Raw genomic sequence first — 10990 nt, 5'->3', positions numbered from 1 at the left:
ACGTAAATTATTGGGAACAGCACCAGCCACGCCAGATCCACCATGTGCCAGTAAGAGGCACCAGACTCCATGCCATTCATATCGGAACCGTCGTAGTCTCCATTGCCGATTTTTACGGCTAACGTAGCCAGAATAATCTGCCCCAGGGTCACGTGCATGAAGTGAAAGAAGGTGAGGAAGAAATAGAACATGAAGAAGGTGTTTGTGCCCAGGTTATAACCCTGGCTATACAGATTCACGTATTCATACAGCTTGCCAACGGTGTAAATGCTGGAAACCACTACGGCAAGCCACAGGCGCCATTGCACGCCGGAGAGTTTGTTACGAAACTGGTTTACGGCGGTCGCGACCAAATAGCTGGCGGTGATCAGCGCAGCGGTATTCAGTAACCCGATCCAGGGGTGAAGAACCTCACGACCGGCGTGGAATGTGGCTGGGTCTAGGCTGCGGGCGACGGCGAAGCCGATGAACAGAATGCCGAATACCGCTAGCTCGGCAAAAATGAAGATCCATACCGCGAGATCGCCCGGAAGCTGTCGGGTATCGGCTGCCGGGTTGGGTTCAAGAGCTGGGTCCGCCATATCAACGTGTCAGGTTCAGATAAAGTTTTGGTAGCTGCAGCGGTAGCTGTGCCGGGTCGCGGATCACCACGTAATTATTGCTGCCAAACACATAGGGCAGGTATTCGCTGGCATCGTCATCAATGGTGACGCAAAACGGCGTAAGACCCGCTTTGTGGGCTTCCTGCACCGCCATGCGCGTGTCTTCCACGCCGTATCGGCCTTCGTACTGATCCAGATCGTTGGGCTTGCCGTCTGTGAGCAACAAAAGGATCTTCTGATGTTCGTGGCGTGCCACCAGCAGTTTTGTGGCCTGGCGAATCGCGGCGCCCATGCGGGTATAGAAACCTGGCTCCAGCGCCTGAATCCGGCCCCGAATGGTGCTGGTATAGGCTTCATCAAAACCTTTCAGGTGATGGAACCTTACGTGGTCACGCCGTCGTGATGAAAACGCAAACAAGGCGAACGGATCGCGACTGGCTTGCAGGGCCTCGCTAAGCAGTTGCAGGCCATCCCGGGCGACATCTATGACCCGCTGATGGTTGTTTATATAAGTTTCGGTCGACAGCGACACATCCGCCAGTACCAGACAGGCGAGATCGCGCTGGTTCTGCTGGCAGCGCCGGAACAGTTTCTGGTCGATAGCCCCCTGGCCGCGCCGGTTCTGAACTTCTCGTTCCAGGCAAGCGTCCAGATCCAGCTCATCGCCGTCCAGTTGCCGTTTTTGCCATTGTTTGAGTGGCTTTAGTGCGCTGAACTGTCGTTGCAAGCGTTTTGCCGGCCGGCGTAAGGCTTCTGGGAGATCTGCGTCCTCGGCGTCTTTTGCCAGCATGGGCTGCAGGCAGCAGAAGGCCTCCCGATAGCTTTGGCTACGCCAGTTCCACTCCGGCAAGTGAATGCCAGGGCCAAGGTGCAAGTCGTCATGTTCTTCTGAGGGCAGGTCGAGATCAAATTTGATAGATGACGACGTTTCCTTGCGGTCATTGGAAACGGAGATCATGTCCATATCATCCGCAACCGACTCGGCATCCTCTTCGTCTGTGTCATCGCCCGCACGGTCCACCGGAATGAAGTCTGTCCAGGAAAACAAGCTTTCCAGGCGAAAAATCATCAGTCCTTGATCGCGATCGAAAGCCTCTACTCGCTCTGCCTGCCGGCGTTTGTTTTTCTTCGTCAGACCTCCGGGGCTAGACTGAGTGTCCTCATCGCCGGTTACCGGTCCGTTGGCCTTCCCTTGTTCCAGTGCCGGGTATAACCAGAGGATGACTGGCCATGGGTCGGTGTCAGCAGCGGGCAGGGCAGGCACACTGCCCGGGTGGATAAGTGCTTGCCGGATGGCCTGTTCGCGGCTGGCTTCGGCTTCAGACAGGTTCTCTGGCTCTGGGCGCCAGTGCAAAACATACTTAACCAGGCGCTGATAAACGGTTTCCAGCCCCGGCCAACGCACGATGACATCTTGAACCAGCGCCTGATTACCGGTAAACCAGTCACGATCTGTGGTATCCGGCGAAGCCGCGAGTGCGGCCAGCCAGATATAGAGATCCCGGTTTAAGCTTTTGGATGGGAATTTGGCCACTCTTTCAGGAAGACGCAGGTTCTGCTCATCCCGCCAGGCCAGTTCAAATTTCCGGTGGGTACCCGCGAGTTTGTGCAAAAAACGGCGGCGCAGGCGAAAGTGTCTGGGTTCTGCTGTCACCAAACTGAGGGCAGGGTCGCCCCCAAAGGCGCGGAACACAATGCCCAGACTGCGAGCCTCGTCTTTCAAGTAAACGGCGTGCTCGGGAAATTCACCCAGAGCCTGGCGGGTAATGTACTCATGCCATTTGTAGCCGACCCACTCTTCCATCTCGAGCTCCTATTACGCCCGCTTGCTGGCGGGTTTGTTGTGGGGTTGGTGGCTGGTAGTTAGCTGGTGTATAGGGATCAAAACAGTCTGCCGGCTTGGCTCGCCTGGCTGCCAGTGCAGCAGACTGCCTTCGGGATTGTCTTTTTGCACCTCACGGCAAGCGCTCACGCATTGCAGGCATTGGGTGCACGAGAATTTAGCGCGTTTGTGACTGCGGGTTGGCAGCCGCATGGGGCAGGCGGCGTCGCAAGCTTTTGTGCAGTCGCGGCAAGCGGCTGCGCGAGTGGTGTCGAAGGTGACCAATTGTCCGCGGCCGTGGGTCATCCAGGCAATGCTCTGTACAACGCCAAATACGCAGCCGTATTTGCAAAAAAGGTGGCGCGCAAACAGAAAGTCCAGGGTAAAAATCGTGGTTGCTATAGCGAGAAAAATGGCCGGATAAAAGCTCAGATTGCCAGTGACCAAATCGGCGTATAGTGGGATAGGCGGCAGCAAGTACGAAAGCAGCGCCAGAGCCCAGGAAAAACCGATCAACGCGCACACCAGCGTCAAGCCGGCCCAGTGTACAACCTTGCCATGACGACCTTTTTTCAGGGCCTCCCAGAGGGTGGGGCGGCCGGTAATGCGTGTCATCAGGTTGTTGATGGTTTCTACCACGGAGAAGTGGGGACACAGCCAACCGCAATAAATTCGCCCCCATTTCCAGGCAACCCACAATACAAGGGGAACCAACACCAGAATGGGAAGAATAAACCACAGCAAAACCTGGCTGGCGACGTCCATAGGAGAACTTTGCGCCACCCAGTCGAGATTCAGGTTGAAAGAAAGCGGAAACCCGAACAATACAAACCGGGTTTCCGTTAAGTCATAGCGAAAAATATTCAAGACCGGTGCCAGCAGGAACAGCCCAAAGAAAGCGGCGCGGGTTGTCAGCCGCTTGCTTTGTAGGTTGTCCTTGGGGTTCGCCTGCTGCACGGTCACAATTCAGTTCCAGATTAGCCGGGCCGGAAACCTGTTCCGGCCCTGATGGGTTAAAGAATGGCGGGGTTAGGCGTCTTTCAGTGCAGGGCCGCTGTGAACTTCCTCGTCAAAAGACGCTTGTCCCTTGATAAAGAAGCTGCACAGATACACCACAAGACCCGCCATGAAGAAGCAGCCAGCAATCATGCGCGCCCAGTAAAACAGTGCGATGTTTTCCTGGGTAGCCATGAACGACAGGGCTTCACCGCTCTCCGGAATACGTTGCAACCAGATTTGCAGGATGCCTGCACCTGTGAGGAACAGCGTTATGAACACCATGGAGATGGTCATTAGCCAGAAGCCCCACATTTCCACCACCTGAGCCGTGTTGCTGTTGCCGTAAGGTCGGCCACGCATGATTGGCATGGCGTAGGAAATGATGGTGAGCACGATCATCACATAGGCGCCGTAGAACGCCATATGGCCGTGGGCCGCCGTGATCTGGCTGCCATGGGTATAGTAGTTTATCGGTGCCAGAGTGTGCAGAAAGCCCCACACGCCTGCGCCCAGGAAAGCCATCACAGCGGTGCCCATGGCCCATAGCGTGGCAGCCTTGTTGGGGTGGTTACGCTTACGCCGGTTGATCATGGTGAAGGCGAACAACACCATCATGAAAAACGGCAGGGGTTCCAGTGCCCCGAACACAGAGCCCAGCCACAGCCAGTACTCCGATGGCCCAATCCAGAAGTAGTGGTGCCCGGTGCCGATGATGCCGGTAATCAGCGCCATGGCAATGATGACGTACAGCCACTTCTCGATGACTTCCCTGTCTACACCGGTGATTTTGATCAGCACGAAGGCCAGGATGGCGCCCATGATCAGTTCCCATACGCCTTCAACCCACAGGTGTATGACGAACCACCAGTAGTACTTGTCGGTGGCCAGGTTACTGGGGTTGTAAAAGGAGAACATCCACAGTGCTGCCAAACCGATCAGGCCGGTAATCAATATAATATTGACCACGGTTTTGCGGCCTTTGAGGGCGGTCATCATGATATTGAATATGAACCCGACAAACACCAGAGCTAAGCCTATTTTGGTGATAGTGGGTTGCTCCAGAAACTCCCGGCCCATGGTGGGCAGCAATTTGTTCATAGTGATGTCCGCCAGAGTAGCGTAGTCCACAAACAGGTAGCCGAGAATGGTGAGGGTGCCAGCCGCAGCAAAAACCCAGAACAGGATCCATGCAAGCAACGGGCTGTATAGCTCGGTTTGCGCTTCTTCTGGTACCAGATAATAGGTTGCACCCATAAAGCCGAATAATAGCCACACGATCAGCAGGTTGGTATGAACCATACGCGCAACGTTGAAGGGTATTTCCGGGAACAGAAAGTCACCCACCACGTACTGCAAACCCAGAATCAGGCCGAACACAATCTGACCGGCGAACAGAACCAGAGCGAAGACAAAGTAGGGCATCGCGGCCCGTTGGGACTCGTATTTCATGTTTACTTCCTTAGCCTTCAATGTTGGGCGGCCAGTCGTTATCGTCGATCTTCGATGTCCACTCCAGGAACGACGCCAGATCTTCGATTTGCTGGTCGGTTAGGTTGAATTGCGGCATTTGCCGGCGACCGGGCACGTTGGTGGGCATGGCGTTCATCCAGGCGTTCATATAAGCCTTGAAGATGTCGCTGTCGCCCGCGCCACGGCGGTCAAATACGTTGGCAAGTTCGGGTGCAAAGTAAGCACCTTCACCCATGATGGAATGGCAGCCAACACAGTTGTTGTTTTCCCAGACGTGTTTGCCCCGGACTACCTCCTCGGTAAGCTCCTCTCTGTTATCTCGTTCGGGCATTGCCCGGGATTGAGTATCAAAAGTCAGAACCAGAAACAGCAGGATGAAGAACGTACTCCCCCCCAAATATATGTTTCTGGCCATGCTTTTGGTAAAGCGTTCGGCCATTGGTCTCTCTCCTTGGTCGTTGTGGAATACCTGAGTGCCCTACTAGGGTATAAAGATGTATTCGAAATGCTATTGACGATTATCAATCATGACAAGAAATCACACCATTGCGCCGGGGAGTTACCTCCAGAGAGGTAGGTGGTAGAATTCACAGCCTGATTTTTTTGAACCTGCATGCCCGGAGCCACCATGGCCGCAGCACTAGCGTTGTTTATCAAGTTGATTCCGCTTTACATAACCGTTGCCCTTGGTTGGGTGGCTGGTCGCTTTCTGGAGGCTAGTGGTAAGCACATTGCCGGCATCATGCTCTACATTGTGACGCCATCTGTGGTGTTTTCCGGTGTGATGGCGGCGCCACTCTCTCCGGAAGTGATTCTTCTGCCTTTTTTGGTGTTCGGGTTTGCATCTGTATTGGCTATTGCCCACTTTCAATGGGCGCGGCGAGTGCTTACCGATGGCAGCGCCAGCATTATTCCGTTGTGCGTGGGCTCTGGCAATACTGGCTATTTCGGTGTGCCCGTGGCTTTGCTGCTGTTCGGCAAAGAAGGACTGGCCATTTATATTGTGTGCATGCTGGGCGTTACCCTGTTTGAGAGTTCGGTGGGGTTCTACCTTGCGGCCCGTGGCCGGCATGATTTAAAAGAGTCTCTGTGGCGGGTGGCAAAACTGCCTTCGGTTTATGCCTTTTTGGTGGCTGTGGCGCTCAACCTTTCAGGCATCGGCATTCCCGATGTGTTTGTACCGCTTTTCGACAACCTTCGCGGTGCCTACAGCATTCTGGGCATGATGATTATTGGTATGAGCATTAGCAGTTTTCGCGGGTTGGTGGGCAACCTTCGGTTTACTGCTTTTGCATTTTTGGGCAAGTTTGTAGTGTGGCCGCTGCTCGCAACGGCATTTTGGTGGCTCGATTCACAGGTGCTGGGTATTTATGAGCCGGCGGTACACAAGGCTATTTTCCTTATTTCCATTACCCCCATCGCGGCCAACACGGTCGTGATTGCAACGTTGCTGGATACCTCTCCCCGGCAGGCTGCAGGTACAGTAATGCTGAGTACGCTCTTTGCGTTGGTGTTTATTCCGGTGATGATCTCGCTGGCGTTCTAGCCCGATATTATTCTGCCGCCATCACCGGTCTGTCAGTGGACTTCAGCCCTAGGGGCTGCGCTGGCGTGGCTGCTTGCCGCAGCAATATCAGCCCGGGCATGGCGTATTACACTGATGCCGGCCGTTATGGCCAAGGTGCCCATAACCGCAGCAACGGCAAGGTCTGGCCACGCGGTTCCCGTGCCGAAAACCCCCAGCGCGGCTGCCATGACGGCCAGGTTGCTGATGACATCATTTCGGCTGCATAGCCAGACCGAGCGCATATCGGAATCACCCTCTCTAAATCGAAAAAGCACAAATAAAACGGCCAGGTTCGCAATCAGCGCAAGCAGACCAATTGACCCCATTGTGAAGGGTTCGGGGGTGGTTCCTTGCTGCATTACCCACAGCGCACGCGCCCAAACAATCGTACCGAATACCGCCATGGTAATGCCCTTGACCATGGCCGCACGGCCCCGCCAGAGCATGCCCAGCGACAAAACCGAAAGTGACAGAATATAGTTGGCGCTATCGCCAAAAAAGTCGATGGCGTCTGCCATCAATGACACCGAGCCAGACTGCAAACTGGCAACGCCTTCCACGAAAAACATGGCCAAGTTTACCCACAGGGCAATCCAAAGCGCGCGACGAAAACCCGGGGCCGGGGATTGTGGCTCGGGGCCAGAGCAACTGCATGCCATAAACACCTCCTTTACAGATAGGCTTGTATTGAAAGCCCTATAGCTACTACAGGGTCAACACTAGGCAGTCAGTTTTCATCGAATTATTTAACCCTTGCCCGGCCTGTGGGTGCCCGGTACGTGATTGTCTTGGTCGCTGTGCTTGTTATGCAAATCCTCCATCTCGGAACTAAGCCCTCCCAAAATACCGCATTCCTGAACTGTACCTGTATCCGAGCAGGCTTTTTGTAACTGTTGCAGCGTTTTTTCGAGATGAGCGAGTTCTTTCAAGCGAACGCGTACATGGTCCAAGTGACGGGCCAGAAGTGCATCTACTTGGTGGCAGTCGGCGTCGGGGTTTTCGGAAAACCGAATCAGTTCGCGAATTTCATCCTGGGCCATATCAAGATTACGGCAGCGTTTGATGAACAACAGGCGATCCAGATGCGCGGTTCGGTAGGCGCGGTAGCCACTGGCGTCCCGATCGGGTGCCGGCAGCAAACCAATTTTCTCGTAGTATCGAATGGTTTCCACGGCAACGGATGAGTGTTTGGCTATCTCACCTATTTTCATTGTATCTGCACTTCCTGGTTATTATTGATCTGGCTGGTGTCGGGGTGGAGCTGTTTTGGTTATGGTATTAGATCACCCTATCATTTGTGGACTTTTACAGGGAGGCTCACCTTGTTGGAGCGGCTGCAACGTTTGCTTGGACTGCAGACTATACCGGGCGTGTTTTTTACATCCGCCGGTATAGCGGCGCTGTTTGTTATGCTAGCCATACCTTTCGACCAAGCCGTTGCGGATACTTTCGGCTCTCTAACCGGCTGGGTTGCGCAAAACCTCGGTTGGTTTTATATCCTCTCTGTGACTTCACTCTTGTTGTTCTTGCTCGGGCTTGCGGTAAGCCGTTATGGCGCTATCCGCCTGGGCGCTGATGATGCCCGGCCGGATTATTCCAACCTCACCTGGTTTACCATGCTGTTTGCCGCCGGCATTGGCACCATTTTGATGTTCTGGGGCGTAGCGGAGCCGGTCTCCCACTTTGCCAATCCCCCGTTTGAGGGGGTTGTTGCTGGCAGTGATCGCGCAGCCAGCGATGCGATGACGGTAGCGCTATATCACTTTGGCCTGCACACCTGGACGATATTTGCGATGCCCGGGCTTGCCATTGCTTACTTTGCCTACCGGCACAACCTCCCTATGCGCATTAGCAGCTTGTTCTACCCCATTCTGGGTGAGCGGATATACGGCCCCTTGGGCTGGACTGTGGATGTGATTGCCGTACTGGGCACTCTGTTCGGTGTGGCTACCTCTCTTGGGCTTGGTACGTTACAGCTTAACAGCGGCCTGTCTTACCTGTTTGGCGTTCCTTCAACAGGATGGGTTCAGGTGTTGTTGATCGCCGTGATTACCAGCATCGCCGCGACGTCGGTGGCACTGGGGCTAGACAAGGGCGTGCGTCGTTTATCTCAGGTCAACATTGTGCTGGCGCTGCTGCTAGTTCTGTTTGTATTGGTGATAGGACCTACGGTTTTCATTGCCGAGGGCATGGTTCAGAGCGTTGGTGATTATTTTGATGCGTTGCCCTGGCTAGCCTTCTGGACACAGACATTTACCGAATCAGACTGGCAGCGCCAGTGGACGCTGTTTTACTGGGCCTGGACGATTACCTGGGCGCCCTACGTGGGTATCTTTATTGCCCGAATCTCCCGGGGCCGGACGATTCGTGAGTTTATTGCCGGCGTGCTATTCGCGCCAACCGTTTTCACTCTGGTTTGGTTTGGCGTGTTCGGGCTTTCCGCTATCCATGTTGAAGCGAATGGGACTGTGGCGCTGGCGGAACAGGTGCAACAAGATCCTTCGGTGGCTATTTTCGCGTTTCTTGAGGCTTTCCCATTGGCCAATGTGGCCTCGTTATTGAGCGTTATTATTATCGTTATTTTCTTCACAACCTCATCCGATTCCGCATCTCTAGTTATTGATATGCTCACCCGCCGGGATGATCAACCATCCTTGGTGCGCCAGCGAATTTTCTGGGCTGCGGCTCAGGGTTTTATCGCGGCAACGCTACTTCTGGCAGGCGGGCTGGATGCGCTGCAGAACGTGATTACCTCTCTTGGCCTACCGTTCTGCATATTGCTGGTTTTTATGGCGGTCTCGTTATTCCGTGCGCTCAGAGCCGATTATCGCGGGTATTCTGTAAGCGAACTTGTGCAAGGGCGCGCTTTCCCGCAGGTGGAAGCCGTTACCGTGACGAAACAGGAAGGACAGGAGAGCCAGAATGTACCGTAAAATACTGCTAGCCATAGATTACGAAGACGATGGCGAGGGCAAACGGGCACTTGAAGAAGGCGTGAGATTGCTGAGTGATGGCGGCGAGTTACATTTGGCCACGATATTTGCCCCTGGTGGCACCGGCTTCTTTCCCCATGTTACCGCAGACACGCCCGAAGATCGGGAGACCGAGGTGAGGGAAAGCTTGAGCCTGTTGGCGCGCAAATATCTGCCCATGCAGCACAGCGCCAGTCTTCACGTGGTAGCCGGCACACCCGGTGAGAAGCTGGTTGCGCTGGCGGCCAATATAGGTGCCGATTTGATTATTTTGGTGTCCAAAGGCGCTGGTAGCCTCTGGCCATTGCGCCGCGCCACCGTTGAATATGTGGCGGTTAATGCATGCTGTGCGGCACTTGTGCTGCCGGTTCCTGCGAAGGCCCAGGGCAGCACGGTAGACAAGCGCTAAACCAGCTCAATGCTTCGAGGCTTTCAGGGTCATCAACACCCAGAAGTGTTTGGGCAGCCAGCTACGGCCCGTTCCCACTGAATCGTCACATGCTGAATGTTGAAGTCGTCGCTCAGCATGTGAGTGGCTTGTTCTATTACTTGATCGTCGTCTCCGGAATTCGGTTTTACAAGGTGCACGGTCAGGGCGTTTTCTGTGGTGCTGAGCGCCCAGATATGCAAGTGGTGAGCGGACTCCACACCGGGCAGTGCCTGCAGTTTTTCAGCCACATCGCTAGGGTTGATGCCTTTGGGGACAGCATCCACCGCAAGGCTCACTGAGTCTTTCAGGAGTCGCCAGGTACCAATAAAAATTACCACTGCAATCATCAGGCTGACCACAGGATCAATCCAGCGTACATCGGTAACCAGGATAACCACCCCGGCAACCACCACGCCTACCGATACCAGCGTATCTGCAGCCATGTGCAGGAACGCCCCGCGAATGTTCAGATCACCTTCTTGGCCTTTAAGGAACAGCAGCATGGTAATGCCGTTAATCAGCACGCCAATGCCCGCTACAATTATGACCGTTAGTCCGGCCACGTCGGCTGGATCGTTGAACCGCCGAATCGCTTCCCAGGCAATACCGCCCACGGCCGCAATTAAAAACAACGCGTTAAACAGAGCCGCCAAAATGGTGGTTTTCTTGAGGCCGTAAGTATTGCGGTCTGTGGCTTTGCGGCTGGCCAGCCAACTTGCAGCCCAAGCCATTACCAACCCAAGAACATCGCTCAGGTTGTGCCCGGCATCGGCCAGCAGTGCAAGAGAGCCGGCCAACACGCCGTAAACGGCCTCAATAACCACAAACCCCAGATTAAGAAAGACAGCAATGGCAAAAGCTTTGTTGTGGGTATCGAAGTGCTCCGCGTGGCTGTGACCATGGTCGTGACTGTGGTTGTGCATGAGTGCGCCCTGAACGATTGCAGTGAATTTGAGACAGTAAAAACCCTATAGCTGATACAGGGTCAAGCTATATACAGATTATCTCTGGACGCCGTGGTTTTGTGAATTTCGCAGATATGGTTTTAACTGGAGAATGGCGCTTATACGCTTCTAGAAACGTCGAAGGATGATTTATGGAACGCTTGGCTGTACCGTCAGTGCTGAT

The 10990-nt window shown here is 54.3% G+C and carries 11 protein-coding genes; 3 read left to right on the top strand and 8 right to left on the bottom strand.

The genetic code is table 11. The annotated features are described in order from the left end of the window. The 5 genes from ACTH3S_RS16140 to ACTH3S_RS16120 form a co-directional block, all read right to left on the bottom strand. A partial coding sequence (locus ACTH3S_RS16140) for a cytochrome c oxidase subunit 3 (protein ID WP_441810036.1) occupies positions 1–581 on the bottom strand: 581 nt, incomplete at its 3' end. 1 nt (position 582) lies between these two features. Next, a complete protein-coding gene (locus ACTH3S_RS16135; RefSeq protein ID WP_441810035.1) occupies positions 583–2406 on the bottom strand; it encodes a nitric oxide reductase activation protein NorD in 1824 nt (607 codons plus the stop codon). Positions 2407–2418: 12 nt separating this feature from the next. Continuing rightward, a complete protein-coding gene (locus ACTH3S_RS16130) occupies positions 2419–3387 on the bottom strand; it encodes a 4Fe-4S binding protein (protein ID WP_441810034.1) in 969 nt (322 codons plus the stop codon). Positions 3388–3453: 66 nt separating this feature from the next. Further along, positions 3454–4872, bottom strand: coding sequence for a cbb3-type cytochrome c oxidase subunit I (locus ACTH3S_RS16125; protein WP_441810033.1), 1419 nt, complete (start codon positions 4870–4872; stop codon positions 3454–3456). A 10-nt stretch (positions 4873–4882) separates the two neighbouring features. Next, positions 4883–5332 carry a c-type cytochrome gene (locus tag ACTH3S_RS16120; protein WP_441810032.1) on the bottom strand — a complete coding sequence of 150 codons (450 nt, stop codon included), beginning with the start codon at positions 5330–5332 and terminating at the stop codon, positions 4883–4885. A 189-nt stretch (positions 5333–5521) separates the two neighbouring features. Here ACTH3S_RS16120 and ACTH3S_RS16115 point away from each other — a divergent pair, with 189 nt between their 5' ends. Continuing rightward, entirely contained in the window at positions 5522–6439 is a 918-nt protein-coding gene (locus ACTH3S_RS16115) for an AEC family transporter (RefSeq protein ID WP_441810031.1), read from the top strand. Between the two features lie 32 nt (positions 6440–6471). Here the strand turns inward: ACTH3S_RS16115 and ACTH3S_RS16110 are convergent, their stop codons facing one another. Then, positions 6472–7119 (bottom strand): cation transporter, encoded by a 648-nt coding sequence (locus tag ACTH3S_RS16110; protein WP_441810030.1) that lies wholly within the window; start codon positions 7117–7119, stop codon positions 6472–6474. Positions 7120–7206: 87 nt separating this feature from the next. Further along, positions 7207–7671, bottom strand: a complete 465-nt coding sequence (gene cadR, locus ACTH3S_RS16105) for a Cd(II)/Pb(II)-responsive transcriptional regulator (protein WP_441810029.1) — start codon at positions 7669–7671, stop codon at positions 7207–7209. A 111-nt stretch (positions 7672–7782) separates the two neighbouring features. On the opposite strand from cadR, the gene ACTH3S_RS16100 reads away from it, so the two are divergent. Both ACTH3S_RS16100 and ACTH3S_RS16095 read left to right on the top strand, forming a co-directional pair. After that, positions 7783–9393, top strand: a complete 1611-nt coding sequence (locus tag ACTH3S_RS16100) for a BCCT family transporter (RefSeq protein WP_441810028.1) — start codon at positions 7783–7785, stop codon at positions 9391–9393. Continuing rightward, positions 9383–9841, top strand: coding sequence for a universal stress protein (locus ACTH3S_RS16095; RefSeq protein WP_441810027.1), 459 nt, complete (start codon positions 9383–9385; stop codon positions 9839–9841). The genes ACTH3S_RS16100 and ACTH3S_RS16095 overlap by 11 nt, the downstream gene beginning before the upstream one ends. 32 nt (positions 9842–9873) lie before the next feature. On the opposite strand, the gene ACTH3S_RS16090 is transcribed toward ACTH3S_RS16095, so the two are convergent. Next, positions 9874–10785 (bottom strand): cation diffusion facilitator family transporter, encoded by a 912-nt coding sequence (locus tag ACTH3S_RS16090; RefSeq protein WP_441810026.1) that lies wholly within the window; start codon positions 10783–10785, stop codon positions 9874–9876. Positions 10786–10990: the final 205 nt, after the last annotated feature.

This window comes from Marinobacter sp. (assembly GCF_052094685.1).
Lineage (GTDB): Bacteria > Pseudomonadota > Gammaproteobacteria > Pseudomonadales > Oleiphilaceae > Marinobacter.
The sequence above is the reverse complement of the archived record's forward strand: the minus strand, read 5'-3'. Positions and strand labels throughout refer to the sequence as shown.

What these genes read in the sequence shown, in the direction of transcription:
- ACTH3S_RS16135 (WP_441810035.1), bottom strand. Translation starts at nt 2,406, where the DNA reads ATGGAAGAGTGGGTCGGCTACAAATGGCATGAGTACATTACCCGCCAG.
- ACTH3S_RS16125 (WP_441810033.1), bottom strand. Translation starts at nt 4,872, where the DNA reads ATGAAATACGAGTCCCAACGGGCCGCGATGCCCTACTTTGTCTTCGCT.
- ACTH3S_RS16120 (WP_441810032.1), bottom strand. Translation starts at nt 5,332, where the DNA reads ATGGCCGAACGCTTTACCAAAAGCATGGCCAGAAACATATATTTGGGG.
- ACTH3S_RS16115 (WP_441810031.1), top strand. Translation starts at nt 5,522, where the DNA reads ATGGCCGCAGCACTAGCGTTGTTTATCAAGTTGATTCCGCTTTACATA.
- ACTH3S_RS16110 (WP_441810030.1), bottom strand. Translation starts at nt 7,119, where the DNA reads ATGGCATGCAGTTGCTCTGGCCCCGAGCCACAATCCCCGGCCCCGGGT.
- cadR (WP_441810029.1), bottom strand. Translation starts at nt 7,671, where the DNA reads ATGAAAATAGGTGAGATAGCCAAACACTCATCCGTTGCCGTGGAAACC.
- ACTH3S_RS16095 (WP_441810027.1), top strand. Translation starts at nt 9,383, where the DNA reads ATGTACCGTAAAATACTGCTAGCCATAGATTACGAAGACGATGGCGAG.
- ACTH3S_RS16090 (WP_441810026.1), bottom strand. Translation starts at nt 10,785, where the DNA reads ATGCACAACCACAGTCACGACCATGGTCACAGCCACGCGGAGCACTTC.